Origin of the sequence: Thermococcus onnurineus NA1, assembly GCF_000018365.1 — an archaeon.
Classification (GTDB): domain Archaea; phylum Methanobacteriota_B; class Thermococci; order Thermococcales; family Thermococcaceae; genus Thermococcus; species Thermococcus onnurineus.
In genome coordinates, this window is the sequence record NC_011529.1 from 1,397,708 (window position 1) to 1,421,278 (window position 23,571).

At 52.0% G+C, this 23,571-nt stretch carries 27 protein-coding genes and 2 tRNA genes; 15 read left to right on the plus strand and 14 right to left on the minus strand.

Going from position 1 to position 23,571, the window contains the following annotated elements:
- Positions 1–7 precede the first annotated feature (7 nt).
- On the plus strand, positions 8–313 hold the full coding sequence (locus tag TON_RS07770; RefSeq protein ID WP_012572483.1) for a DUF3213 domain-containing protein: 306 nt from the start codon (positions 8–10) through the stop codon (positions 311–313).
- Positions 314–327: 14 nt separating this feature from the next.
- Here TON_RS07770 and TON_RS07775 read toward each other — a convergent pair whose 3' ends face one another.
- On the minus strand, positions 328–1,776 hold the full coding sequence (locus TON_RS07775) for a DUF2139 domain-containing protein (RefSeq protein WP_012572484.1): 1,449 nt from the start codon (positions 1,774–1,776) through the stop codon (positions 328–330).
- 80 nt (positions 1,777–1,856) lie between these two features.
- Between TON_RS07775 and TON_RS07780 the strand changes: the two genes are divergently transcribed.
- Both TON_RS07780 and TON_RS07785 read left to right on the plus strand, forming a co-directional pair.
- Positions 1,857–2,210 carry a CidA/LrgA family protein gene (locus tag TON_RS07780; protein ID WP_012572485.1) on the plus strand — a complete coding sequence of 118 codons (354 nt, stop codon included), beginning with the start codon at positions 1,857–1,859 and terminating at the stop codon, positions 2,208–2,210.
- On the plus strand, positions 2,207–2,881 hold the full coding sequence (locus TON_RS07785) for a CidB/LrgB family autolysis modulator (protein WP_012572486.1): 675 nt from the start codon (positions 2,207–2,209) through the stop codon (positions 2,879–2,881). Before TON_RS07780 ends, TON_RS07785 begins: the two co-directional genes overlap by 4 nt.
- On the opposite strand, the gene TON_RS07790 is transcribed toward TON_RS07785, so the two are convergent.
- Together TON_RS07790 and TON_RS07795 are read right to left on the minus strand one after the other, a co-directional pair.
- Positions 2,846–3,286 (minus strand): Tfx family DNA-binding protein, encoded by a 441-nt coding sequence (locus tag TON_RS07790; protein ID WP_012572487.1) that lies wholly within the window; start codon positions 3,284–3,286, stop codon positions 2,846–2,848. The two genes, TON_RS07785 and TON_RS07790, sit on opposite strands and share 36 nt — an antisense overlap.
- 134 nt (positions 3,287–3,420) lie before the next feature.
- Positions 3,421–3,498 (minus strand) — tRNA-Tyr (locus TON_RS07795).
- A 77-nt stretch (positions 3,499–3,575) separates the two neighbouring features.
- Here TON_RS07795 and TON_RS07800 point away from each other — a divergent pair.
- Positions 3,576–4,157, plus strand: coding sequence for an FYVE zinc finger domain-containing protein (locus TON_RS07800; RefSeq protein WP_012572488.1), 582 nt, complete (start codon positions 3,576–3,578; stop codon positions 4,155–4,157).
- Positions 4,154–4,711 (plus strand): aldolase, encoded by a 558-nt coding sequence (locus TON_RS07805; protein ID WP_012572489.1) that lies wholly within the window; start codon positions 4,154–4,156, stop codon positions 4,709–4,711. Before TON_RS07800 ends, TON_RS07805 begins: the two co-directional genes overlap by 4 nt.
- A 64-nt stretch (positions 4,712–4,775) precedes the next feature.
- Here TON_RS07805 and TON_RS07810 read toward each other — a convergent pair whose 3' ends face one another.
- Positions 4,776–5,027: a UPF0147 family protein gene (locus tag TON_RS07810; RefSeq protein ID WP_012572490.1), complete on the minus strand. Its 252-nt coding sequence runs from the start codon at positions 5,025–5,027 to the stop codon at positions 4,776–4,778.
- A gap of 107 nt (positions 5,028–5,134) precedes the next feature.
- Complete coding sequence (cobO, locus tag TON_RS07815; RefSeq protein ID WP_012572491.1) at positions 5,135–5,662, minus strand: cob(I)yrinic acid a,c-diamide adenosyltransferase; 528 nt, start codon at positions 5,660–5,662, stop codon at positions 5,135–5,137.
- Between the two features lie 95 nt (positions 5,663–5,757).
- Between cobO and TON_RS07820 the strand changes: the two genes are divergently transcribed.
- Together TON_RS07820 and TON_RS07825 are read left to right on the plus strand one after the other, a co-directional pair.
- Complete coding sequence (locus TON_RS07820; protein ID WP_012572492.1) at positions 5,758–6,645, plus strand: PDDEXK family nuclease; 888 nt, start codon at positions 5,758–5,760, stop codon at positions 6,643–6,645.
- A gap of 85 nt (positions 6,646–6,730) precedes the next feature.
- The gene (locus TON_RS07825; RefSeq protein ID WP_048055104.1) at positions 6,731–7,018 is read left to right on the plus strand and encodes a hypothetical protein; all 288 of its coding nucleotides are present in this window, start codon (positions 6,731–6,733) and stop codon (positions 7,016–7,018) included.
- 292 nt (positions 7,019–7,310) lie between these two features.
- On the opposite strand, the gene TON_RS07830 is transcribed toward TON_RS07825, so the two are convergent.
- Positions 7,311–7,387, minus strand: a tRNA-His gene (locus TON_RS07830).
- Between the two features lie 142 nt (positions 7,388–7,529).
- Between TON_RS07830 and taw3 the strand changes: the two genes are divergently transcribed.
- Positions 7,530–8,177: a tRNA(Phe) 7-((3-amino-3-carboxypropyl)-4-demethylwyosine(37)-N(4))-methyltransferase Taw3 gene (gene taw3, locus TON_RS07835; protein WP_012572493.1), complete on the plus strand. Its 648-nt coding sequence runs from the start codon at positions 7,530–7,532 to the stop codon at positions 8,175–8,177.
- A 54-nt stretch (positions 8,178–8,231) separates the two neighbouring features.
- Here taw3 and TON_RS07840 read toward each other — a convergent pair whose 3' ends face one another.
- The 3 genes from TON_RS07840 to TON_RS07850 form a co-directional block, all read right to left on the minus strand.
- The gene (locus TON_RS07840) at positions 8,232–8,981 is read right to left on the minus strand and encodes a lipoate--protein ligase family protein (RefSeq protein WP_012572494.1); all 750 of its coding nucleotides are present in this window, start codon (positions 8,979–8,981) and stop codon (positions 8,232–8,234) included.
- Between the two features lie 850 nt (positions 8,982–9,831).
- A complete protein-coding gene (locus TON_RS07845) occupies positions 9,832–10,308 on the minus strand; it encodes a signal peptidase I (protein WP_012572495.1) in 477 nt (158 codons plus the stop codon).
- Positions 10,281–10,832: a DUF531 domain-containing protein gene (locus TON_RS07850; RefSeq protein ID WP_012572496.1), complete on the minus strand. Its 552-nt coding sequence runs from the start codon at positions 10,830–10,832 to the stop codon at positions 10,281–10,283. The genes TON_RS07845 and TON_RS07850 overlap by 28 nt, the downstream gene beginning before the upstream one ends.
- Before the next feature lie 64 nt (positions 10,833–10,896).
- Between TON_RS07850 and TON_RS07855 the strand changes: the two genes are divergently transcribed.
- From TON_RS07855 to TON_RS07875, 5 genes are read left to right on the plus strand one after another with little or no spacing between them, the layout of a single operon-like run.
- Entirely contained in the window at positions 10,897–11,976 is a 1,080-nt protein-coding gene (locus TON_RS07855) for a hypothetical protein (protein ID WP_012572497.1), read from the plus strand.
- Positions 11,977–11,985: 9 nt separating this feature from the next.
- Positions 11,986–12,921, plus strand: a complete 936-nt coding sequence (locus TON_RS07860; RefSeq protein WP_012572498.1) for a dipeptidase — start codon at positions 11,986–11,988, stop codon at positions 12,919–12,921.
- A gap of 41 nt (positions 12,922–12,962) precedes the next feature.
- Entirely contained in the window at positions 12,963–13,163 is a 201-nt protein-coding gene (locus TON_RS07865) for an antitoxin family protein (protein WP_012572499.1), read from the plus strand.
- Entirely contained in the window at positions 13,154–13,630 is a 477-nt protein-coding gene (locus TON_RS07870; protein WP_012572500.1) for a type II toxin-antitoxin system VapC family toxin, read from the plus strand. Before TON_RS07865 ends, TON_RS07870 begins: the two co-directional genes overlap by 10 nt.
- A gap of 5 nt (positions 13,631–13,635) precedes the next feature.
- Entirely contained in the window at positions 13,636–14,484 is an 849-nt protein-coding gene (locus TON_RS07875; protein ID WP_012572501.1) for a class I SAM-dependent methyltransferase, read from the plus strand.
- A gap of 5 nt (positions 14,485–14,489) precedes the next feature.
- Here the strand turns inward: TON_RS07875 and TON_RS07880 are convergent, their stop codons facing one another.
- The 4 genes from TON_RS07880 to TON_RS07895 all read right to left on the minus strand — a co-directional run bounded on the left by TON_RS07880 (position 14,490) and on the right by TON_RS07895 (position 22,275).
- Positions 14,490–15,887: a metal-dependent hydrolase gene (locus TON_RS07880; RefSeq protein ID WP_012572502.1), complete on the minus strand. Its 1,398-nt coding sequence runs from the start codon at positions 15,885–15,887 to the stop codon at positions 14,490–14,492.
- Positions 15,888–15,893: 6 nt separating this feature from the next.
- On the minus strand, positions 15,894–17,216 hold the full coding sequence (locus TON_RS07885) for a tripartite tricarboxylate transporter permease (RefSeq protein WP_012572503.1): 1,323 nt from the start codon (positions 17,214–17,216) through the stop codon (positions 15,894–15,896).
- A gap of 10 nt (positions 17,217–17,226) precedes the next feature.
- Positions 17,227–20,202: an OB-fold nucleic acid binding domain-containing protein gene (locus TON_RS07890; RefSeq protein WP_012572504.1), complete on the minus strand. Its 2,976-nt coding sequence runs from the start codon at positions 20,200–20,202 to the stop codon at positions 17,227–17,229.
- Positions 20,203–20,403: 201 nt separating this feature from the next.
- Complete coding sequence (locus TON_RS07895) at positions 20,404–22,275, minus strand: S9 family peptidase (protein WP_012572505.1); 1,872 nt, start codon at positions 22,273–22,275, stop codon at positions 20,404–20,406.
- A 68-nt stretch (positions 22,276–22,343) separates the two neighbouring features.
- Between TON_RS07895 and TON_RS07900 the strand changes: the two genes are divergently transcribed.
- Positions 22,344–22,670 carry a hypothetical protein gene (locus tag TON_RS07900; protein WP_012572506.1) on the plus strand — a complete coding sequence of 109 codons (327 nt, stop codon included), beginning with the start codon at positions 22,344–22,346 and terminating at the stop codon, positions 22,668–22,670.
- Here the strand turns inward: TON_RS07900 and TON_RS07905 are convergent.
- Complete coding sequence (locus tag TON_RS07905; RefSeq protein ID WP_012572507.1) at positions 22,638–23,285, minus strand: phosphotransferase; 648 nt, start codon at positions 23,283–23,285, stop codon at positions 22,638–22,640. The genes TON_RS07900 and TON_RS07905 overlap by 33 nt on opposite strands.
- A gap of 52 nt (positions 23,286–23,337) precedes the next feature.
- On the opposite strand from TON_RS07905, the gene TON_RS07910 reads away from it, so the two are divergent.
- The gene (locus TON_RS07910; protein ID WP_012572508.1) at positions 23,338–23,565 is read left to right on the plus strand and encodes an Lrp/AsnC family transcriptional regulator; all 228 of its coding nucleotides are present in this window, start codon (positions 23,338–23,340) and stop codon (positions 23,563–23,565) included.
- The last annotated feature ends 6 nt before the right edge of the window (positions 23,566–23,571 follow it).

The window sequence follows — 23,571 nt, forward strand, 5'->3', positions numbered from 1 at the left end:
GATAGGAATGACCGTGAACGGGGAAAAGAGGCTCACCAAGCTCAGCTTCAAATTCGGCAACATAGACTGGGAGATGGCAGTGGTCAAGCAGTATGAACTCCTGAAAAACGCGGGTGTGTGGAGAGCGTTCATCAACGGCTACGCCAAGAACGGCTTTGTAGTCTTCGACGAGGAGAAGCTGAGCAGGGAGAAACTCCTTGAAAAGCTCAAGGAGCTCGAGCCAGAAGTCGTCAGGGAGGAACACCTAACGGTTGCGGAGCTCCTGGAGTCCAGCCACTCCTGGGGCAATATACTCGGCAGGATGGAGTCCTGAGAGGATAAAAGAAATCAGCGGAGCTCTATTCTCACTTTTCCCTTCATGTCCTCTTTTTCAAGCTCGAAGGACACTATCCCGCTGAAGGAGCTTAAGTCCAAGACGTTCTTTCCGCGTCTCAGCTCGAAGGTCTCTGCGTAAGCCCCAGATGGGGGGAGCGAGAGGTCGTACTCGTAAACGGTGAGCTTGTTGTCAGAGCTGGCGTAGAAGACTGCCCTCGGCTCAGTGTAGCCATAAAGCGGAATTCCTCCAAAAGTTCCTGCGCCGAAGTTCCTTGCCATGCTCGGAAGGGCGAGGGGTATGGAGAAGCTCACCGCCGGGGGCCTGTCCTGGAGAATCTTCTCGTCGAGCACGACTATGTCCCTGTTCCCCGTGTCAAATGGGGTGGCCTCGGTTGCCCCGGTATTGGGCGCGGTGTTGGTACCAAGGAGTATTTTTCCATCCACCTTCTCGATGCTCGTTATCCGTGCCCCGAAGGCCCCAACGATTTTCACCATCGGCGGGGCTATGTAAACCAGGACGCTAGGGCCGGCCACCGTGTTGGTGGTGATCCAGTTGAACTCGTCAGATGGCAGATAAGCCGCGTCGTGATAGGCGTTGAAAGCAGTCAGTATTCCACCGCCCACGTTTATCGCGTTCACCCTGAAGGGCGCGTAGAAGGTGCAGAAGTCAAAGAGCCTGAAGAATGTGAGGTCCTCTCCCATGAGCGGGTTGCCGGCAAAGAGACCCCCACGAACAAAGGCGAAGACCCTGTTGTAAGCGGAAGCCATGGCTCCAAGCTCTGCCTTTATATAGGGCCTCCCGTCGACGCTGCTTCCGGGCTTGAAGGTATTCCATTTCCCGGTTATCAAATCAAGAGCCCTTAACTCCCTCAACCCCTCCGTAAAGTTGTTGCCGATTCCAAAGAACGCCACATCATGGACGAGGGTTCCCTTCGGCGAAGGATCACCTATCAGTTCTTCCGCCCTGCCGGTTCTCCTATCCAGAGAGTAAACGCCGAGGTTGGCGTGACCGTCCTCCCTCGCGAGCAGAAGTCTATCACCGTATGGGTCGTAGATGATATCGCTTATCTCCCCGGCCCAGTCGGTCTCATGGTGGATTGAATCCTTCCAGAGGAGCCGTATAGAGTCGTTTTCCGTATCGTAAACGTGGACGTGGGAGTATTTGTTGACGAAGCTTATGGTACGGTTCTTGTAAACGGCCGGAGCGTGAACCCAGCCGCCGAAGTAGATGAACTCATCGACTCCCGTTACGGCGTTGTAGGTATCCCCTCCGCTCGTGGGGCCTTCCCCGACTAGGGTAAAGTCGTAGGTTTTTTCCTCGCCGTCCCTCACGAAGTGAGCCTCGGCCTCGAAGGCCAAGGTGTAGTAGAGCACGCCGTTGTAATATTTAAGGCCAAATATTCCACCACTGCCCCATTCGGGGCCGTAACGCGGGGGAAAGCGATAGTTCTTCAGCTCCATAATATCACCGGGATTGAATATAGCTTCCCTCTTATTGAACTTTCGGGAGACTTTTATACCCCAGCGCCGTAGGGGAAACCATGTATCGCGGGCTGGCGATAATCTTCGGCTTCTTCCTCATGGGCGAATGGCTGAGCGAAACCCTCAGTCTTTCAATCCCGGGAAGCGTTCTCGGGATGCTCCTGCTGCTCGGCGCACTTCTCAGCGGGGTGATAAAGTTAGAATGGGTCGAGAACGAAGCGGAGATCTTCGTCAGGAACATGAGCGTCCTCTTCATTCCGCCGGGAGTCGGCATAGTGACATACCTTGGCCTGATAAAGAGCCAAGTGGTGCCGATATTCGGGGCGCTTCTCATCAGCTTCATTGTAACGCTCCTGGCAACGGCGAAAACGGTTGAGTTGATAAGGGGAAGAAAAGGGGGCGATGCCGGATGAGCCCCTTCGGGATAACGCTCACTCTGGTTGTATTCTGCATCTTCTCGGAGCTTCACAACAGAAAGAGGGCATTCTATACGAACCCTGTCTTTCTGTCGATACTCACGATAGCGCTCATCCTCAAAGCTGGAAGGATTTCTTACGACTACTACATGGACAGCGCCAGGATACTCATCTTCCTCCTTGGGCCGGCTGTTGTCAGCCTTGCAATCCCTGTTTACAAGGGCCGAAACATGATAAAGGCATACGCAAAGGAGATAACCATAGGGATTGTAGCCGGAGGAACAATAGCTATACTCAGCGCCTTCTACATGGCGAAGCTCCTCGGGGGGAGCGAGGAGGTTCTGCTCAGCATAGCGCCGAAGAGCGTCACGACTGCAATAGCCATCGGAATAAGCGAGAAGATAGGTGGCCTCCCAGCTTTAACGGCCGTTCTGGTGATCCTGACGGGGATCCTTGGCAATGCCCTTGGGGTCGAGCTGCTGAACCTCGTCCGCGTGAAGGACAGAATAGCGAGAGGGTTAGCCATGGGCGTTACTTCCCATGGCCTCGGGACGGCTAGGATAATCCTCGACGACGAGCTGGCCGGGGCGGTGAGCGGATTGGCTATGGCCCTTAACGGCGTCTTCACGTCTCTATTGCTTCCCTATCTCATCGAACTCCTCAAGTAGGCACTCGCTTATCCTCAACCTGTCCCTGGCGTCCAGGAACAGCGTGAAGTCACGCTTGGCTATTCTGTCGCTTATTGGCGCGTGCTCGACGAGGAAGGCTATTATCTCCGCCGTGCTGTAAGGAACCTTGATCTGAAGCTCGTCCGCCTTCTTGAAGAGTTTGTCAGGGACTGTGAAGATGTCCTCCCCCTTCCTGACCTCAACACTTATCTTGGAGTTTATCTGCTCCCAGATGGTGATGGTGTTCCTAGCTTTCTCAATCTTTTCAAGGGCCCTTCTCTCAAGAATGCTTATGTTAGCCCTGCTCGTGCCTAAAAGCTCGGCTATCTCGCTCTGTTTCAAACCCCTAGCGCGCAGACGGAGGATCTTAATCTGCTGCTCCGTTAGGAAGCTCTTACTTCCCATTTTAAACACCAGAGTTTAACATGTATCAATGGGTTAAAACTTTTTCCATACCAAAGGCAAGACTTCAACGTAATCTAGGAAGAGAGGGCAAGAATTCCAGCCAAGGTATCCCAAGAAAACCGCGAGAATTTTGGTGGTCCCGCGGCCCGGATTTGAACCGGGGACCTGCGGATCTACAGTCCGCCGCCGCTCCCAGGCTAGGCTACCGCGGGACCCTACAGCCAGCCCGTTCCATAATGCCCTGGGTAGGTTTATAAATTTTTCTCCCAAACCTAACTTCGGTGAGAGCATGAAGCTTTATGAACCCATAACGCTCGCAATGCCACTCGCGAAATGGATAGGGAACTTCATAATGGAGAGGGGCCACCTGCCAAGTGGCGAAGACGTTAGAGAAACAATGAAGAGTTTGGGCCTCGAGGAGATCTGTCTGGACAAAGGTCTAGCCGTTTTTAGGGGCCGCTTTTTAATTGCGCTGGTCTTCCCGAGGAACGGGAATCTCGTCATCGACGTAATATCGTCCAGCGGGGAGCTGAGCGACGCGCTTGAAGTGGTAGCCTACCACGACAAAAAGATAGAGGCATTCGTGGTGGAGATACTGCCGACCAACGATCTTGAATACGAGGGCAACATCGGTATCGAGCCGATAATCATAGACGAGGAGAGCCTAGAGCTCGAGAGCAGCCCGGTTCTGGGCTACTTTGAGGAGGACGAGGAAGGGATGTTCCTGGTGATAGACGATGAGACCTATGAGCGCTGGAATGAGGCGGACGATATTCACACCTGCCCGATATGCGGCGGCGAGCTGGCCTGGCGCAAGGAGAAGGCCTACTGTGCAGACTGCGGTTATGGGGTTAAGGTGGTGAGAAAATGAGCCGTATTGTTAAAGCCCAGCTTGTTAAGTACTCTCATCTCGCCCACGAGAGGGGACTTACGGCGGCCTTCGGCGGGAATCTGAGCATCAGACAGGGAAATCTGATCTTCATCAAAGCGACCGGGGCCATCATGGACGACATGGCGAGGGAACAGGTGGCGGTAATCGACATGAACGGAAAGCAGCTGTCAGCTATTAGGCCCTCCTCCGAGTACAGGCTCCACCTGGCGATCTACCGCGAGAGACCGGACGTCAAGGCTATAGCCCACCTCCACCCACCGTATTCAATAATTGCAGCGACCATGCTCGAGATGGAACTCCCGATAATAACTCCAGAGGCGGAGCTGTACCTAAGAAGGATACCGATTGTACCCTTTAGGCCCGCCGGAACGAAGGAGCTGGCAGAGGCTGTCGCAGGGGTTATATGTCAGTCAGACGCCGTCCTGATGGAAAAGCATGGCATCGTCACCGTCGGGAAGAGCCTGAGGGAAGCATTCTACAAGGCCGAACTGGTTGAGGAGAGCGCAAAGCTGTGGTATCTGCTCAGAAAATGATTATCAAACACACGGAAGAAGAGAACCATCAAACGCAGGAAATGAGCGGGAAAAGTAAAAGCGCTCACTTAACCTGCTCAAGGGCTCCGAGGACCTCCCAGATGATGGTCCTCGTGTGCATAGGCATGTTCGGATCCTCGCTAATCTCCTCGAGGATGGCTATCGCGTCGGCGGCCCTGACGGCCGGCTCCTTGCTCTCGTCGAGGAGGACCTCTATGGCCTGCTCGGCGGCTCTCCTAATGTTCCTCGGAACGACAGTGTCCTGGACGACCTGCTCCTTGAGAACCTGCACAATCTGGTGAATCAGCTCGCTCATTCTATCACCCCCTTTTCTAAAGAATTGTTACTAAAATCTCCTCGGGTTATCTTAAGCTTTCCTAACTAAAAAACTTTTCGGTTAACGTCGAAACTAAAGAAGGAAAATCAGTACTCGACCCCCCTCCTCGCAAGGATGCCCCTCTGATAAGGGTGCTTTATCTCCCTCATCTCGGTGACGTAGTCGGCCAACTCGAAGAGCTCCTCCGGGCAGTAGCGGCCGGTGATGACGAGCTCGGTGTGGGGTGCCTTGCTCTTGATGAGCTCCTTGACTTCCTCGACGTCGAGCATGCCGAAGCCCAAAGCGACGCAGAGCTCATCGAGGATTACCAAGTCCCACTCTCCGCTCGAGACAACTTCCTTCGCGCGCTGAAGGGCTTTCTTGGCAGCTTCTATGTCGTCGGGCTCGGGTTTGCCGTGGACGAACTTCGGTAACCCAAAGGACTCTATGACCGCCCCGCACTCTGCTATCTTCTTCTGCTCTCCGTAAACGTTCCCGGCCTTCATGAACTGGAGTATTATCACCTTCCCACCGGAGCCGAGCATTCTCACCGCAAGACCGAAGGCTGCGGTGGTTTTTCCCTTCCCGTTGCCGGTGTAGATGTGAACCAAGCCGAGCTTGTCTTTCCAAGGCATGTGAATTCACCAGGGTGGATATAATCGCCAGGGTTTTTAGGAGTTTGGCATGAAATTAAAGAAAGGGTTAAATTCTTGCTCATATAACCTTCCAGGTGGTGAACCAAGATGCCAGATTACTTCTTAATATCCCTTTCAAACAGAAGAACAGAAGAAATCTAGAACTCTGCATAGAATACGCCCTTGCTGGTTTTACAAACAGTATAAATGGTCTCTGGACATTTTTCGACATAAACGTTGGAGATTATGTCTCTTTTCTGTACGGAGCAAGAGTCAGAAACCTGTACCAGGTTGTTAGAAAAGTTGCCTACAAAAACGGGGAGAATCTTTCTCCTTGGCCGCCGATAACCTTCAGATCAAAAAGGACATATTATTTTCCTTTCAGGCTGTTCTTAAAACAGGAGAGAGAATTTAATGAGCCAATGGTCAGGCCCGAATTTTCTTACGTAGCTGAGAACTTGCTTTTGAGAGGTGGCTATAGAAAGACACATTTTCAAGCTGATACAATAACCTTTTACAATGTCTCTGAGATGGAAAGCGCATTTAATGGCGAAACCAAGTATATAGAGTTCGAGGCCGAGCCTTTTGAACCCAAAATTGTTTTCAACGAGAAAACCAAAAAAATTCTGGAAAAGTTCTACTTTAAAGAACTTATACTCCAGTCTCTCGTGAGAAGAAAAATCCAGAGTTCCGTTCTCGATGATGCTTTGGAATTTTTTGGTATTGATAAGTCTCCAGATGAATTTGAAGTGCTTGGTGAAAAAGCCCTTCCTGAGGGATACGTCGATATATTCATCAAGCTAAGACATCCAGCTGGAACAAATAAGTATCTGCTCGTGGAAGTTAAGACTGGAAATGCGCAAAGAAAAGACATAGAACAATTAATAGGACACATAAGCGAATTTAGCAATGAAACTGTTGGGGGAATACTAATCGCCAGAGATTTTTCAAAATCTGCCCTTGATAATCCAAAATCCTGCTAGTTAGATACTATTTTGATGGCTTAGACAAATCGGCAGAGTATAGTTACGAAGAACTGCTGAGAATGCTAACCTTAGAGGTGATAATATGAGAAAAAGATTGTTTATATTCATGACACCGGATGGAGCTACATATTTGTCCCCTAACGAGATATATCCTGATGTGGAAAACTTTCAAGTGCTTGGATTTGGTGAAGGATTGAATGAAGAAGAAGCGTTTGAGGACTTTATTAAGAATAATAAATGGGTGTTAGAGACGCAGTTTAACGAGGTGATCTGCATAGAGGTAAAGTCGAGAATTTACCAAGGCAAAAGATTTTATCTCAACAACAGAAGCTCGACGAGCTCGACTTCAAACCGCTCATTCCGAAGCTAAGGTTGACCACAGTTTGTGACCACTTTGAGATGTTGCTTGCTAAAGAGTGCATACCCCAAATTCATACCTTCTAATGCTGGGATTTCTCATAGAAATTACCGTATATTTAAGTCCACTTTTCTTTTTTGACGCCCGTAGGGCGTCGGTTTAAAAGTGAACTCCTCACGAAAGGGCGTGCTCTAGCAGATTCCAACACTCTGGAGGTTAAATTTAACGGCAATCACACTTTAGAAGCGAGCTTCAAGAAGGAGCCACAAACTTTGATGAAACTTTGCGAAGGCAAAGTTTCTTCTGGGGCCGGGGCCGGGATTTGAACCCGGGCTAGGGGATCCACAGTCCCCTGTGCTGACCAGGCTACACCACCCCGGCCATGTCCAGCTAAACCTTTTGAGTTAGCTTTATAAAGTTTTCGTCAGAACGGGCTGAAAGAGGGAGCTGAGACCTTTTACATTCAATAACCGAACTCAGAGGAGAGATTGAAAACCGTCAAACCACACGGGGAGGTTTCGAGATGAAAGCCAAGAGAGAAGCGCTCGCGAGCCTCTTCACGGCCATAAATGAGGGTAAAGTCGACGAAGACATAATAGACCTCCTCCTTCTCATCAACTCAATAAAGGGCATCTACACCACATCCTCCTGCTCGGGGAGGATTGGAATCATCGAGGAGCCGGCCCTGGGGGCAAAGCCCCTCTCCCGCTGGCTGATAAAGGCTCACAGACTCATAGAATTTGAAGAAGCGAAAGAAGCCCTGGAAAATGCCAAAGAGGGAATCATCTTCCTCAAGAGCCAGCCGCCTATCTTTCACGTCGTTGCCGAAGACCTTGAGAAGGCAAAGAAGCTCCACGAGCTAGGATTAGCTTCAGGCTTCAAGTACACCACCTTCAAGGTCATCTCCAAGCGTTACCTCGTTGAGATAAACGCCACCGAATACCTTACCGCTCCCCTTGGAAAGGATGGAAAGGTCCTGGTGGACGATGAATACCTCCGCTTCGCCATCGAGATCGGCAACGAGATGCTGAAGCGCTCGAAGGGCAGGCTCTCCCGCCTTGAGGAAAACTTCAGAAAGCTGAGGAAAGAGCTTGGCGAAGACGAGCTGTTCTACGAGATGGCCTCCAAGTACATGATAGACTACTCCAAATCATTACACTCTGGACGATGAATCGGAAGGTGAAAAGGCTGAGAAGGGGGATAGAATCTCTGGGAAAATAGCCTCTTACCTCATCTCGTTCCACTCCGGGTTTCCGTACCTCTCCTCTATCAGTTTCTCTGCAAGCTCGAGCTCGTAGTCCGTCAGCTGGCCTTCTTCCAGCTCAAACGCAGCAAAGAACTTGTCTCTCAGCAGCTCGTAGGTCTCCCAGCGGTTCAGCTTTATTCCCTCGCGCTCCAGCGTCGTAACCCTCTCCCAGATGCTCGAAACTCCTTTATCGGAAAGCTTTGCCTTCGAGACCCTCAGAACCTTAGCGAGTACATCCACCCTCGTCGCGTACATGAACGTGCCGTGCTGGAGGATTACCCCCTTTCTCCTCGTCTGGGCAGAGCCGCTTATCTTCTTGCCGTTGGCAACGATGTCGTTAAGGCCGGAGAAGCCGGCGTCGAGGCCAAGCTCCTTCAGAGCATCGACGAGCGGACCAGCCAGGTAGCGGTAGCTCTCCTCGACGTTCCTCAGGGCGGGATGGTAGTCCTCGCCGACGACCACAGAATAGGTTATCTCACCGAACTCGTCGTGGAAGACGCTTCCGCCGCCGGTTATGCGCCTTACAACAGGGATTCCGAGCTTCCCGGCAACATCGAGGTCAACATCGTGCCTAACGCTCTGGAAGCGGCCTATAGTTACCGAGCTGGGACTGAAAGCGTAGAGCCTCACCGTGTCGGGGACCTTGCCCTCGATTCTAGCGCGCATTATTGCCTCGTCTATCGCCATCTGAACCTCGGGTCGGGCAACTATGAGCGGAATGAACCTCATGCTATCACCAAGGTTAAAAAATCAAGAGCGTTTTTAAGCCCAGCGATGATGACGCCCAAGCCCTCCTGACGGGTGATGAAAGCGGTCACCACTGAGCAGATAGAAACTTTGCCTTCGCAAAGTTTCATCAAAGTTCGTGATTCCTTCGTTGGGAGCCTTTTTAGAATGGGTTTTCTTTTTTATGAACTTGCGTGATTTGTGGAACCTCTGCAAACGCTCATTTTTGATGGGGTTTGCTTTTTGGATAAGCGCCCTTCGGGCGCTGAGGAGAGAAAACCTTCTAACGGGCCCTTATGAGGTAGTTCCTCGCAAAAGCCCCAAGTCAAGTAAAAACCAACTTAGTTGGGTAAACTCACTGAGAATCACAAAAACTTGGTCAAGAGTGAAGGGAAGGAACCTCCAGTGGATTAAGAGAAAAAGAGATGTGAGAAAACGTAGTTTTCCAGATTTTAGAGAAGAACAGGACGTGGCTTCGCCCCATATCGGGGGTTTGAGAGTACAGGAAGCTTTTGGAAAAAGCTTCACCAAAAGTTCGTAGCTCTTTTCAAGGCCGCTGGATAGCAGTGGATTTCGCTAAGTTCTAAAGTTAAATTGGGGAGCCTCCTGAGGACTTTTCGATATCGCTTAGGGGTTTTCTTTCGGACGCCCTTCGGGCGTCTATTCAGGTAACCACCTTATTAAAGAGAGCATTTTTCGAGAGGCTCAGAGATAAATTGGCCAAGAGCAATGAAATCAACCCCCAAAAGAAGGTAAAAGGAGCTACGAACTTTGATCAAACTTTGCACCAGCAAAGTTTGATGGTCAGGGGCCGATTAGCTCCTCATCGGTCTCTCGGCCACCTACCCTCACATCATCCCAGGCCGAGGCGCTCCCTTATCTCGAGCGGGATGAGGCCTATCTTCGGGAAAACTAGCAGGGCCTTGTCCTCGACGGCATAAGCTGGAACGCAAGGGACCGGCCCGTAAGGCGTTGGATAATCGGGGTCGGGAGCCCAGTTGTTGTCGCCCCATGTGACGAAGCACTTCTCAGTTTTCCCTCCAAGGCTTACCTCCTTTATCTCCCTGACGCGGTGAATTATCGGGTATTCATAACCGGGGCGCTTATAGACGATCACGTCGCCAACGTGAACTTCATCCATGTTGTTCTCACTTATCCCCTTCAGGAGGACGACATCCCCCCTGTAAAAGACGGGTTCCATGGAGCCGCTCACCACTATGACCAGCGGCGAGTCCGTGTGAAGGGCCATCTTAAGCCCGAATTGGAGTGCAAAAACTGCTATGAACGCGATTAGGATCCATGCTATGTCCTTTTTCCACGACTCATCCATCTCAGCGCCTCCATCAGAGTGCTTATTCTAGCGGGTATGGCACCTATCGCGGTGCATGTTTCAAGGCTGACCCTTTTCCCTGTTATATCCATATGATAGCGCGCCATCTTAAATATTTCCTTTGGAAGGCCATGCCTTCCAAGGCCTATCAGGAGCAGAAAACTCTCGCCTTTCAAAGCCCTCTCTGAGAGCTCAAGTGGGGTTATCTCCTTCTCCTCGCTCGGCTTTCTAGTGGTCGCAACCGGCGTGCCGAACTGAGGGGGAAAGCCCTTCTTCGGAAACTCAAGGAGGTGGAAGCGGTTTCTCTGGGCGAGCTCGAGGAGATACTTCCCTCCCTCGCCTATGGTCGTGTGACTGGCTATTTCCTCGGCAACATCAACCGGTCTGCCCTCGAAGGGGAATCCTACCAGAGCCAGGTGAAAGCCGTAGGCATAAGCTATTGGCCCGGCTCTGGCTATGGCTCTCAGGTGGGCCTCGTGCAGCTTCCTTGGGTCGTAGGTGTTGTAGAGCGCAACCGTCAGCATGGTTCCTCGGAAAAAAGTGTCCAACAAAGGTTTATAAGGATTTATAGCAGACTAAACATTTAGTATGACCACGCTAGAGGAAATAAACCTGCTTGTTGAAAGGGGCTACTACGAGGAGGCCCTTGCAAAGGTTTACGAGATTGAAGATCCCATAGAGCAGGTGCAGGTTCTCACCAAGATAGTAGTGACCATATACCAGCACGATGGCCCGATGGAGTGGATTCCGAGCATCATGGAGGATGCCATGTACATCGCGAAGAAACTCAGAGACCCTGCTAACAAGGCCGTTGCGTATTCCATAATAGCATCCACCCTCGCGATAATGGAGTACGAAGAGGACGCGATGGACTTCTTCAACCGGGCGATAGATGAGGCGAACGAAATAGAGAGTCCCATAGAGAAGGGCATGGTTCTCTCGACCCTCGCCTATCACCTCGCCATTGCAGGCTATCCCGACAACGCCCTCGAGATCTTCAACATCGCCTTCGATACGATAATCGGGGCCGAAACCAGCTACACCCACAAGGTGGACGGCATACTGAGGATAGGGGATCTTCTTGAGAAGGCTGGAGATACCCTGCCCTCAAACGAGGCCATGGACTTTTATAAAATGGCATTTGACATATTTGACAAACTTCACGTCAATCAGCGTGCGGCGATTGTCGAGAAGAAGATAGAGCTTGCGAAAACGGTTTACGATGTTGGACTTCCACAGATACGTGCAGCCCTGCTCAAAGGGAAAAACCACTACGCACTGGCCATTATAAAGAAGAAGTACAGCGGCGTTATGAGGCTCATTGGAGAGCTCGAAGTTGCCCTGTGGATGAAAAGAGTGAACAACATGGAATACCTTGACGTTGTGGACAAGGCTTTTGAGTGCTGCGAGAGCCCGAGATTCACCGACGTCAACGTCCAGCACATAGCGAGGCTCCTAACCGAGCTTGGAAACCTGAGAAGGGCACTGAAATTCGCAAAAGAAATCCAGAATATCCACAAGAGAAGCGAGGCACTAAAGGCGATAGCCCTTGAGTTGGTCAGAAGGAAAAAGTTCGAAGAGGTAAAAAAGATCATTGAAAGCATCCCAGATCCAAAGATAAGGGAGGAGGCACTCAACGAGATTGGGACCATAGAAGAAAGCCAGTGAGGGGTTCGCATGATATTTGATGCCCATTCAGACCTGCCTGCTTTTGTCTATGACGAGAGGAAGAAGGGAAAAACTCTTGTCCTCGAGGAAAGTTTTAACCAATTCTTTGCCCCGGGCGTAGCCGCTCGAGTGATGGCCATCTGGACAAAACCGGACAGGAGAAGCTCGGCCCTAAGATACGGGCTGGAGGTTCTCAACGCCCTTCAGAAAGACGTCGCGGAGAGCGAGCGCTTCGAGCTTGTGAAAAGCGTCAAAGATATGAGAAAGGCCATCGAGGAAGGAAGGGTTGCCCTCTGGTTGGGCCTTGAGGGAGGAGAGCCGATAGGGGACAGTCTGGATTTGCTGGAGGTTTTCCACCACCTCGGCCTGAGGGTTCTAACGCTCACATGGAGCCTTCGCAATGCCATAGGCGATGGTGTCTTCGAGAGGACAAACGGTGGCCTGACCAACTTCGGCGTTGAAGTCGTCGGAAAGGCTGAGGAACTGGGAATCATCATAGATCTCAGCCACATAAACGAAGCCGGCTTCTGGGACGCCCTAGACGTTACCGCATTCCCCGTTATGGCCTCGCACTCCAATGCGAGAGCGCTATGCGATCACCCGAGGAACCTCACGGACGAGCAGATAAAGGCCATAGCAGAGCGGGATGGAGTTATCGGGGCGGTTGCCATTCCGAGCTTTGTAGACAGGGAAAAGCCAACGCTGGAGAAGTACGTTGATCACATCGCTTATATGGCCGAGCTGGCGGGATACAAGCACGTAGGACTCGGCTTCGACTTCGTGTATTACCTGTCCGGCTGGAGCGGGAGGAGCGTTGAGGGCTTTGAGGACGAGTCGAAGATTCCGGCGCTGCTCGAGAGGCTGAACGAGAACTTCAGCGCGAAAGAAGTTAGAGCGATAACTTTCAGGAACCTCGAGCGCCTTTTTGAGAAGGTCGTGGGATAGGTTTTTAACAGAGTTTTTCAAAAATCCTCTGGGGGAGAAGCATGGGAACCAAGATAGTTGCTGTTTATGAAAACGGAGTCCTAAAACCAAAGGAAGGGCTCAACCTTCCCCGAGGAACCGAGGTAGAGATCATCATAAAGCCCTCGCTTAAGGGCCTGATGAACCTGTTCAAAGACATTGAAACCGAGAAGGGAGTGGAGGAAACCCTTAGAGAGAGCAGGGAGAGAAGACTATGGGAGTAGTTCTTGATTCTTCGGTCATTCTCAAAGCCCTCCTTCCACCCCCCAAGAATCTGAAGAAGGAGGTATACCAGCGAGAAGTGGAAACCCACAAAAAGTGCCAGCGTATATTGGAAATCGTAGAGGACAAAGACATAGAAATACATGTTCCTGCGGTAGTAACGGTCGAAGTCGCTGGGGTTATTAAACGGATTACCGGAGACAAGTCCAGAGCTTCACTGGTAAGTGAGACTATAGCCGAAACATTCAGACTTCACTACGATGCTGAGCTTCTGGAAAAAGCCACAGAAATAGCTGCCTTGACGGGCGCCAGTGGGTTTGATGCATATTTTATAGCCACTGCTTATCTTCTGGATATTCCACTACTAACGGATGATAAGGGCATGCATTTGAGGGCTCAAGAACTTGGGATAAATTCAACACTCATCAGAGAGACCCTGTTGGAAAAGATAGAAGAGATTCTCCGGTGAATGCAATGGAGGAGGTCTACTTCTTAACCGCAGGAGACGCGAGAAGGCTGCTCTTCGCTAGAGGCGGAGCGAGGCTTAACCTGGATTTGAGAAAAACCGGGCGCTCATGGCTCATCACCATTGAGGGAGACGAGTTCATATTTCCAGACGGCACGCGCGTTGAGAGGAGCGTAATCGAAAGGGTCGCGAGGGACGAGGGGAGCGTTTACTTCGTCAAAAACGGGGGCGTTTACAAGGCGGCAATAGCCGGAGAGCACTACTACAAGCTCGTGCCAACGGTTCCGCCCACGATAGAGATAAACGGCATCAGGATGCACCGGACGAAGGACGTAAACCCCCTCCAAGACACCCTCAACAAAGTGAATACCGTCAAACCCAAGGAGGGTGAAACTGTTCTAGATACCTGCATGGGGCTCGGATACACAGCGATAGAGGCCGCGAAGCGCGGTGCTTACGTGATAACGGTAGAAAAGGATAAGAGCGTCATAGAACTGGCAAGAATAAATCCCTGGAGCAGGGAGCTCTTCCAGGGCGGGAAGATTCAGATCATCCACGGGGATGCCTTCGAGGTCGTAAAGAGGTTCAACGACGGGAGCTTCGATGTGATAATCCACGACCCTCCGCGCTTTTCTCTGGCGGGCCATCTCTACAGCGGAGAGTTTTATGAGGAGCTCTTTAGAATTCTCAAGCCCGGTGGGAGGCTTTTCCACTACGTTGGGAACCCTGGGAAGAAGTACCGGAGAAGAGACCTCCAGAAGGGCGTGATGGAGCGCCTAAGAAAGGCAGGCTTCGTTGGTGTTAGAAGGGCCGAGGAAGCGCTCGGTGTAGTGGCGAAGAAGCCAGAGAAAAGATAAAAATCTCAGATGCCTCCAACCTCTTCCATCTCCTCGAAGGCCTCCAAGTTGGTGTAGTAGTCCATTAGCTGGGATATCTCCTTCCTCAGCCTGAAGCTCTTGACTATCGCTATGGCAAATCCTATTATCGATGGCCATGCTAAGAGTAGCAGCAGCTTCCAGTCGGCTATTGGAATCGGCCTCGGGTCTGTGAAGCGGTTGAAGTTCCATATCATGAAGGCTATCATGAGCCAGGCTGTGGAGAAGTTGGTCAGACCACTTCCGCTCTCACCGAGCTTGAAGCCAGGGATGACGTCCTTGGTTATCGGCGGGAGCAGGTTGCTGCCCATGAAGCCAAGCTGATCCTCGAAGACGTGGAGCCACTGGCCTATCATCGCCGCGAGGGCAAGCTCGGTCGCGTGGGCGTAGCCGATGAGCTTGAAGAAGGCAAAGACGACGATACCGATTATTATGCCCATCGTGAGGGAGTGGCTGAAGCCGTGGTGCCATGGCAGGAAGCGATCCTTGACTACGGTCTTGCCCTTAAACTCCGCCTTTCTGAAGGCTATCTCCGGGCCCGAGAAGGAATCCACACGGGTAGGCTTGGGATATGTCTTGATGAAGGGGACACTGACCTTCGCTATCCCTACGCGCCTGTAATCTGGAACTTCACCGCCGATGGCAACACCGCCGGGAGTTACAATCGGGCCCATCTCAACGCGGACTTCCCTCTTCGGCGGGTCGAGGTGTATGAAGAACCGCCTGTAGACATCTCCAGGCAGGCGAATGTTGTGTATCTTGACTATAGTTTCACCTTTCTCGTAGGCTTCCTCTATGGCCTTGGCTATGGTCTCGGCTATGCCCTGTGGATGGGGAGCGTCGGAGACAACAAGCTTTATTCCGTCATCATCAACGTCGACATAGCCAAAGACCAGCATCTCCTTCCCAAAGGCTATCTCACCGAACTCCTCTTCAAAGAACTCGTAGTCTTCCCCGAAGGCCTCTACCGTTATGGTGCCGGTCTCATCTGTAAGCTTGAAGATTATGCTCTTGTATGGCTTCTCGACTGTTTTGACGTTTCCGTTCTCATCAACCATCTTAAAGACCAGCGTATCCTCGCCCCTCTCGACTATTTCGCTGACCTTGCCCTGAACTGCAAAGAACTGGTAGCGGTTTTTCTCATTCAGTTCAGCAACCTTAACGAGTTTTGGTGCGTAGTGCTTCTTGTCGTCCCATGGAGCCGGATCTATTTCGTAGTCCCTCCTGCTGAAGAACTTGCCGAATTTAAAGTCGACGAAGTCGGGGAAATATGCCGCAGCTGCAGCTATGACTGGAATGAGGATGCCCATCCGCAAGTCCGCGACCAGAGCAGGGAAGAAGGTCGCCGCCGCCAGACCGGATATGTAGTGAGTGAAGCCCCTCATTTTACATCACCCCAGGCCAAGCAGGTGCATAACTTCGCCCGTGTGTCCCGTCATACTTATGAGCACCGGAAGAATAAGGCCTCCGAGGCAGTAACTCCTTCTGGTGTTGAAGGCCGCCGCCATCATGCCTATTGCCGTTGAGACGAGAAGCACCACTATCCCCATCGGTCCGGTGAGGACGTATGAGATGATAACCAGCGTTATTGCTACGAAGTAAGAGAGTTTCCTAATATGGACGATGTTGAAGCCCCTCGCAAGGAACTTGGAGATGTAGTAGGTGAAAACGAAGCTTATTCCCGCGCTGAGTAGTATGACGCCTACGGCCGCCAAGTATTCGGAGTAGCTCTTCGGAGTGTATATCGAGCTAACGAGCCATGCCGCCGCTCCCCTCGTGAGCCTGAGGTTGGGCAGGAAGAGCAGCGTGAAGGCCCCGACGTAGTAGATGACCCTGTTAACTCCTTGACTGATTATGAAGGCATCGTCACCGCGCTGGCTCGTCATGTGACCCGCTATGAGCGCTCCCATACCTCCAGTGATTATCGGGTAAACGGCAGCTATTGTTCCTCCAAGAGCACCGCCAAAACTGGCCTTAGCGATGTTGTAGGGACTGCTCTCAATTCTATCGTCCGGCACCTGTTCCAGCATGGGTGGATTGGAGAGTATGTTCAGCAGCACCCAGGACATCCCAAAGAAGCCTATGAACATGGGCGTAAGCCTCGTGTAGGCGCTCGTTGTCGGTAGGAGGTTGGTGTTCATGACGATGAAGCCAAGGATTCCGGAGAGTAAGAAGACGAGTAATCCACCCAGTATCTGCCTCCAAGCCATCCAGAGCCTCTGGAACGGCGTCTTGCCCCTGTCACCTTCCTTGGGCCACTCGCTCATGAACATGAAAAGAACTATGGCGGTGAGGAAGTAGGTGATGTACGGACTGGTCGCCTGGTATATCGGCGGAAGTACCTTCGGGAAGATGAAGAGGGCGCCTATGACCAGTATAAGCGTTCCAGCAACCGCGCCAATGAGGTACAGCAGTACCGCCTCATGTCCTCTGCCAAGGAGGAGGTACCTCTGCGTGGGGAAGAGCAGGAAGACGGCGCTTTCGTCAGCAACGCTGAAGTAGACGCTCGATATTGCACTGACGTAGGCGTAAGCTACTATGGCCCCTATAGCAAAGAATGGAAAGGCCTGGACGGGCATGAGCTCGCCGACCCCGAAGACTGCCACGAGCAGGGCCATGATGTTGAAGATATGGAATCCCGGAATCCATGATATAAGCGAGCCGAAGAGCACTCCGGCCAGCGACCAAATTAAAATATCCGAGAGGGGGAGCATGGTCATCACCTCACTCGACGATTATTGCGTCACTCATGTAGGGGACGACCTCTATGGTACCCTTGTACTCGGTAACGTAGCCTGCTATCCTGACAACCTGGCCCTTACTGAACGTCTTATCGCCCGCGGCGCTCTTCGGTATGAAGATAACGAGCTCGCCGCTACCGTCATCAATGGTGAGCTTGAAGAAGGTACTTCCTTCATAGAGGTCAACGATAGTTCCACTGACGATCACCGTCCTGCCCATGATGTCCGCGCTCACGTCTCCGGTTTTAACCTCGGGGGAAGGCTCTGCCCTGATAACTTTGAGTGAAACCACCATTCCGCTGTCCGTGTCGTAGGTAAGCTCAAGGACGCTCCCAGTTCCGGCATCAAAGGGGTTGGGGAGCAGGTCCTTGCTTACAAGGAGGGAGGCACTTCCCGTATCGTCGCTGACGTTCATGATATACTCGGGCCCCTTGTAGGCAAGGGCATCCCACGTGACCGTCAGGTTGACAAGGCCGCTGGCCCCCTCGAGCTCAGATAAGGTAACGGTTTGAATTTCTCCTTGGGATGATTCAGCCACGCGGATCGCATCGGCGGTGTATACCACTATCTCGGGCTCTCCGTTGTACTCCTCAACGTAGCCCGCAATTAGGACTTTGTTCCCCTTCCTAACTTCGACGCTTCCGGCAGTAGAGGGTATGAACACCGCCACCTCTCCGCTTCCGTCATCGACCATCAGCTTAAGACTCGTGCCGAGCTGGACTACCGATATTACTGTACCGTTGACGGCAACGGTCTTTCCAGAGAGGCTCAGGCTCACTGAACCGGTACTGATAAGCTCCGCGGGAACGGCCTTCACGACTTCTAGGGTGGTTATCTCCATTGTCGTGGGATCAACGGTGACCTTCAGTTCACTACCTGTTCCTGCCTCTAGAGGATTGGGAAGTAATGTTCTATCAACCACGAGGGAGGCCTTTCCGGTTTCGTCTCTGATGCTCATGATGTAGTTCGGCTTCTCGTAGGCCAAAGTGTCCCACTTCACCACGAGCCAGACTAGCCCCTGTGCAGTCTTAAGGTCCGAGACCGTGACGAACTGGGCCTCTCCGCCGAGTTCGGCTTTCACAACGGCATTCGGAGTGAAGACAACCACCTCTGGCTCTCCTCTGTACTCCTCGACGTAGCCACCGACCTTAACTACGTCGCCGACCTCTGGGACGTAGGAAAGCTCGTTCGCAGTGGAGCGCGGCACGAAGACCGGCAAGTCGCCGACGACTATCTTGAGGTTGCCGCTGAGGTTGGCGACATCGGTCACCTTGCCGATCACGAGCACGAGCTGGCCTCTCATCTCAAGGGTTATCTCCGATGGAGACATCGGTGTTGGCTCCACTGGCTTCACGATTGTCAAGTCCTTGCCCCTCACCTCGGTAGCGCTAACAACGAGTCCCATGACCTTAACCTCGCTGCCTGTTCCCACCTCCAACGGGTTGAGGTTCATGAGTGCTTCTTTCGGAATTGAGACAGTTACACCATCAATCTTGAGGTAGTAAGTGTAGTTCTCGTAGGTGATGCCCTCGAGCGAGCCTGTGAAGTCTACGAGAGAGCCAACATAGCTGTCCAGCTCATCCGCGGTGACCTGCGGGAGTTCGATCTCCGATTCCTCCAGAGGCCTTCCAAGGGCATGTACCCCGTTTCCGGTGTAAACAACAACTTCGAGCTCATTGCGGTACTGGTCGAGGTAGCCGGCGACCTCAACGCCAAGGCCGGTCTGGAGGTTGTCCTTCGTCATGTTGGAAAACTCGGCAACGCTCGCTGAAGGTATGAAGACTACCAGCTTTCCGGTTCCATCGTCTATGTAGAGCTTGAGGTTCGAGCCGATGGTGGTTATCTCCTCGATGTTACCCCTGACGATCACTATCTGGCCCCTCATATCCTCAGTCAGAGCCCCTATTGGGATAACTTTCGGAGCATTGGGCTCGATGACCTCGACGTAGGCACCGACCAGCCTGCCATCATCCCCTATCCTTCCAGCAACCTTAACGACGCTTTCAGTGCCAACCTCAAACGGATCAAGCTTCGCCAACACATCCCTCGGAAGGAGTGCATCGAAGTAATTGGTTCCATCCGTGAGGGTCAGGACGTATCTGCCGCTCTCATAGGAGATTCCGGCAAGCTCACCCTTAACGCTGAGAACCATTCCGATGTAGTTTGACGCTTCAGCAAGCGGAACCTCGGGAGCCTCCTCTATGGGCGTAATGTGGAACTTGTCAATGTCCCTTACGACTATTTCCGGAGAAGAACCCTTGTAGAGGTAGACGATTCCTGGAGCATAGACGGTGTCACCCGTTTTGAGTGTGACGTTGTTCTCCACAAGGAGAACTCGCGGCACGAGGACTGCAACCTCGGACTCGCCAGTATCAACGGTAAGCAGAAGTCCAGAGCTGACGTTTGAAACCTGTGTGACGATTCCCTCGACGGCGACGTAGAGATTGGCCATCTCCGGGGTAAGGGAACTGACTTTTTCAGGACTATCTGAGTAAACCTTCGAGACGAACTCCAGGCCGTCAAGGTACTGGAGAATCGCGTAGGTGTAGGTCTCCCTTACCCTGAGCTGAACCTCGGCAGTTACGTTGTCCCCAGGGAACGGCACGAGGTTTTTGGCTATCATCTCCTCCGCCAAAGGAGAATAAACCCTGACGTCTATCTGCCCAGTCCCATCATCTACGGTGAACGTTATGGATATTCTCCCCCCAGTATCAGAGACGTAGGGAACACTGACGACGGTTCCGTTTATCCTCACGACGGCGTAGTTCATCAAGTAGCTTCCGTAGACATCATTCACCTTTATTAGCGGTGCCTGAGCTGTTTGAGCAGCCACTAAAAGAACCGCAACGCCAATAATCGAAATCAACAGCGACAGGTATTTAAGTCGAGAGACGTCCAGCTTCTTTTGCTCCTTCAGACCATGATAGTAAAGCCTCTTCTCACTTTCCATTCCAGCCATACCCAGACCTCCGGTTTATTTAACGTAGCAACGTACTACAACGCGTGAATTTTTAACAGTTTCGTGTCAAAGAAATACAGAAATGGGCATGTGTGGATAAAGAGGAACATAAAATGTAAGGGACTTCTCAAAAAATCCGAACGCCAACAAGTTCCGAGTTGAATTCAGGACAAATGAGACAAAGATAAAAATACCAAGACTTCACTCTAAGCCCTTCAGAATCTTCTCCACATCGAAACCTTCCTCGTACTTCTTGAGCTTCCTCTCGAAGAACTCCACGAAGAGCTTGTAGCGCTTGGCCCTGTGCTTTGGAGAACCCCTTATGCTGTGGCCGTGAGCACCGCGCTTGAATATCGCTATGTAGGCCTCCTTGCCGAGGTCCTTGAGGGCGTGGTAGAACATGACGCTCTGGTCGAGCGGGCAGCGGTAGTCCTCCAGCGAATGGATGAGCAGTATCGGTGCCTTGACGTTCTCGACGTAGAAGAGCGGGCTGAGCTTTCTGTAGTTCTCGTTGTTCAGCGGGTCGTCCCCGATTACCTCCTTGTCGAACCAGAGACCTATATCGGAGAAAGCGTAGCTCGTCAGCCAGTAGCTTATGCCGTTCTCACTTATTCCAGCCTTGAAGAGCTCGTTCTGCGTCAGCGCCCAGTTGGTCATGAATCCACCGTAGCTGATGCCCGTTATTCCAACTCTCTCGCGGTCGGCCTGCGGTTCAAGCCTGAAGAACGCCTCGATTCCGTTGAGTATATCCTGAAAGTCTTCTAAGCCAGTCCTTTCAAGGACGCGGAGCGCAAAGTCCTCGTCATAGCCGTTGCTTCCCCTCGGATTGACAAAGACGATGTAGTAGCCCTTACTCGCCATCAGCTGCATCTCGTACTTGAAGTAGTGGCCGTACATTCCCTTCGGCCCGCCGTGGACGAAGACTATGACCGGGGCCTTCTCGTCCTCCTTCAGCTCTGGCCTGATGTACCAGCCGTCTATCTCGAGGTCGAGGGACTTAAACCTGAAGTGCCTCGGCTCAAAGGTCCTGAGCCTCTCAAAGAGCGGCCCGTTGTAGTCGGTGAGCTGCTTAAGTTCGCCGTCGTAGAGGTAGAGCTCCCTCAAGCGCGTTGCCGTCTCGATGAGCATCGCAACCTTTCCACCGTCGACGTCGAAGCCCATGACCCAGTGCTCGCCAACGGTTATCGGCTCAACATCACCATCCCACAGGTAGAGGTTGATACTGCCAGCCTCGTAGAGGGTGAAGTAGACTCTGCCACCGTCTAGCTTAGCCTGGCCTGTATTCCTGCCGAGGTGTTCATTTATAGCCTTCAGCTCGCCGTCGTAGAGGTAGAGGAAGTCGTGCTCGCTGAGCTTTTTCTTCTCGGGCTTGCCGCGAAGGAGGATGGTTTTGCCGTCGGAATCAACCGCCTGGAAGGAAACCTTCTCGAAGAGTTTCTCCTCATCTCCATCGCGCCAGAGGTAGATATCGGTGAACTTGAAGAAGGCGGGCTTGCCCTCCTCGCGGTGAGGAACGTTGACGACTATGGCGTTGCCGTGCCAGATACCCGAACTGAAGCGAGGCTTCTCAAACTCCTCGAGTATCTCCTCGCTCTCGGTGTCGAGAACCCAGAAGGTGGTCTTCTCGCCGTCGAAGAAGCCCATGTTGTCGAACCACACAGGGACATCGTCCTCGAAGATGAAGTCCTCATCGTCCCTGCGCTTGAAGCCTACAACAAGGAGACGCCGGGAATCGTCGTTCCACTGGATGAAGCGGACGTTTTTAGCCTCTAGAACCTTCTTGGCGCTAAGCGTTTCAACGTCGGCAACCCATATCTCGGAAGTCCTCTTCTCCCCGTTGGGCCTCATGAAGGCGAGCTTCCTGCCATCCGGAGAAAAGCGAGGCATGGAAGCGTTCTCGATGAAGCGCCTTGTTCCAGTTTCGATGTCCTCAACCACCACAGTATTCTCGTACCTGTTGTCCTTCATGTTGGCCTTGGTCAGAACGTAGGCGACCCTATCTCCCTTGATCTGGGGGTCGCCCAGGTAAGCAAACCTAGAAAAGGTCTTTTCGTTCCATTCGATGCTGCTCATAACGGTATCACCAATTTAGTAGAGAGCCTTAAAAGTATATAAGCCTAACCCAGTGGACAGGTGGAAACATGAAAGATGAGTACGCCGTTGGAATAATTCTCATAGCGGGACTCGCCGTATCACTGGCCTTCAGGACGTACCTTGGAGTAGTCCTCGCTGCAATAGGGATACCGCTCTACTTGGCCTACGTAGCCAGAGAACAGAATATACTGGCGAAGTCGAGGCTCTTCGACAGGGATCTCTTCCTCATGATAGCCATAGCGATAGTAGTGATACTCGTCTTCAACTACCTATGGGATCCGAGGATGGGCCTTATAGCGATGGCAGTGGTGATCCCAGTCCTGGCTCTCTACGCGGACAGACTAAAGGCGAGAAAGAAGTCCCAGAAGGCCTGAGAGGTTTCCGGTTCTTTTGTAGTTCCTCAGTTCTTTCTTCATTTCGTCTAGAAAAGATTCCCCAACGCTGAACTTTTCCCTTATCCTGCGCGAGATGTAGTTGTCGTTGATGAAGAGCATGGCCATCGCCGATGTGAGGTTCTTGGGCTTCCTGAAGCCGGCCTTCTCGAAGTCTATAAGCCAGACGCGCTCCCCAACTATTATGTGCTTTCCGCCCTGTATCTGGCCGTGGTCGAGGCCGAGCCTGTCAAGGAGGGCCGTTTTATGGACTATCTCGAAGAGATGGCGCTTTTCAACCTCGGCATAGAAGATTATCTCACCCTCTGCAAACTCGCGGATGAGATATTCGAGGCCCTCAAAGGTTCCGTAGTCTACAAGCCGGGGCGTTATCTCGTATGGCTCGAGTATCTTGATGATCTCTGCCTCTCTCTTGAAGTTCATCCTAGGGGAATCCGGACGCTGGAGCTTAACTATGACGCTTTTTTCCCCTAACCTGGCTCTGAAAATAAGGCTCGTCGTCCCTTTGGCGTAAGGCTTTATTTCGGCCAATCCTAACCCTTCCAGGTGAGAGTAAAAGCGCTCCAGCTGAGCTCTGCTTATCAGGTGGTCGAACATAGGCCTCGATAAGCTTAAATACTCCGCCGATAAAATACTTTTGGTGATAACCATGGTGACGGCTTTTATTTTGATGGTTACGGCCGCTGGAAAGGAAAGGGAAGTTATGGAGAAGCTTCTCGCCATGCCGGAGGTTAAAGAAGCATACGTCGTCTACGGCGAGTACGACCTCGTAGTTAAGGTTGAGACCGACACGCTCAAGGATCTGGACCAGTTCATCACTGAGAAGATAAGGAAAATGTCCGAGATACAGATGACCTCGACGATGATAGCCATCTGAACTTCT

Excerpts from the sequence above, each read along its gene's own strand:
- TON_RS07780 (WP_012572485.1), top strand. The coding sequence starts at position 1,857 with ATGTATCGCGGGCTGGCGATAATCTTCGGCTTCTTCCTCATGGGCGAA.
- TON_RS07895 (WP_012572505.1), bottom strand. The coding sequence starts at position 22,275 with ATGAGCAGCATCGAATGGAACGAAAAGACCTTTTCTAGGTTTGCTTAC.
- TON_RS07890 (WP_012572504.1), bottom strand. The coding sequence starts at position 20,202 with ATGGCTGGAATGGAAAGTGAGAAGAGGCTTTACTATCATGGTCTGAAG.
- TON_RS07905 (WP_012572507.1), bottom strand. The coding sequence starts at position 23,285 with ATGTTCGACCACCTGATAAGCAGAGCTCAGCTGGAGCGCTTTTACTCT.
- cobO (WP_012572491.1), bottom strand. The coding sequence starts at position 5,662 with ATGCCTTGGAAAGACAAGCTCGGCTTGGTTCACATCTACACCGGCAAC.
- TON_RS07825 (WP_048055104.1), top strand. The coding sequence starts at position 6,731 with ATGAGAAAAAGATTGTTTATATTCATGACACCGGATGGAGCTACATAT.
- TON_RS07790 (WP_012572487.1), bottom strand. The coding sequence starts at position 3,286 with ATGGGAAGTAAGAGCTTCCTAACGGAGCAGCAGATTAAGATCCTCCGT.
- TON_RS07850 (WP_012572496.1), bottom strand. The coding sequence starts at position 10,832 with ATGCTGACGGTTGCGCTCTACAACACCTACGACCCAAGGAAGCTGCAC.
- TON_RS07805 (WP_012572489.1), top strand. The coding sequence starts at position 4,154 with ATGAGCCGTATTGTTAAAGCCCAGCTTGTTAAGTACTCTCATCTCGCC.
- TON_RS07865 (WP_012572499.1), top strand. The coding sequence starts at position 12,963 with ATGGGAACCAAGATAGTTGCTGTTTATGAAAACGGAGTCCTAAAACCA.
- TON_RS07770 (WP_012572483.1), top strand. The coding sequence starts at position 8 with ATGACCGTGAACGGGGAAAAGAGGCTCACCAAGCTCAGCTTCAAATTC.
- TON_RS07870 (WP_012572500.1), top strand. The coding sequence starts at position 13,154 with ATGGGAGTAGTTCTTGATTCTTCGGTCATTCTCAAAGCCCTCCTTCCA.
- TON_RS07845 (WP_012572495.1), bottom strand. The coding sequence starts at position 10,308 with ATGGATGAGTCGTGGAAAAAGGACATAGCATGGATCCTAATCGCGTTC.
- TON_RS07855 (WP_012572497.1), top strand. The coding sequence starts at position 10,897 with ATGACCACGCTAGAGGAAATAAACCTGCTTGTTGAAAGGGGCTACTAC.
- TON_RS07900 (WP_012572506.1), top strand. The coding sequence starts at position 22,344 with ATGAAAGATGAGTACGCCGTTGGAATAATTCTCATAGCGGGACTCGCC.
- TON_RS07810 (WP_012572490.1), bottom strand. The coding sequence starts at position 5,027 with ATGAGCGAGCTGATTCACCAGATTGTGCAGGTTCTCAAGGAGCAGGTC.
- TON_RS07785 (WP_012572486.1), top strand. The coding sequence starts at position 2,207 with ATGAGCCCCTTCGGGATAACGCTCACTCTGGTTGTATTCTGCATCTTC.
- TON_RS07885 (WP_012572503.1), bottom strand. The coding sequence starts at position 17,216 with ATGCTCCCCCTCTCGGATATTTTAATTTGGTCGCTGGCCGGAGTGCTC.
- TON_RS07800 (WP_012572488.1), top strand. The coding sequence starts at position 3,576 with ATGAAGCTTTATGAACCCATAACGCTCGCAATGCCACTCGCGAAATGG.
- taw3 (WP_012572493.1), top strand. The coding sequence starts at position 7,530 with ATGAAAGCCAAGAGAGAAGCGCTCGCGAGCCTCTTCACGGCCATAAAT.
- TON_RS07875 (WP_012572501.1), top strand. The coding sequence starts at position 13,636 with ATGGAGGAGGTCTACTTCTTAACCGCAGGAGACGCGAGAAGGCTGCTC.
- TON_RS07860 (WP_012572498.1), top strand. The coding sequence starts at position 11,986 with ATGATATTTGATGCCCATTCAGACCTGCCTGCTTTTGTCTATGACGAG.
- TON_RS07880 (WP_012572502.1), bottom strand. The coding sequence starts at position 15,887 with ATGAGGGGCTTCACTCACTACATATCCGGTCTGGCGGCGGCGACCTTC.
- TON_RS07840 (WP_012572494.1), bottom strand. The coding sequence starts at position 8,981 with ATGAGGTTCATTCCGCTCATAGTTGCCCGACCCGAGGTTCAGATGGCG.
- TON_RS07910 (WP_012572508.1), top strand. The coding sequence starts at position 23,338 with ATGGTGACGGCTTTTATTTTGATGGTTACGGCCGCTGGAAAGGAAAGG.
- TON_RS07775 (WP_012572484.1), bottom strand. The coding sequence starts at position 1,776 with ATGGAGCTGAAGAACTATCGCTTTCCCCCGCGTTACGGCCCCGAATGG.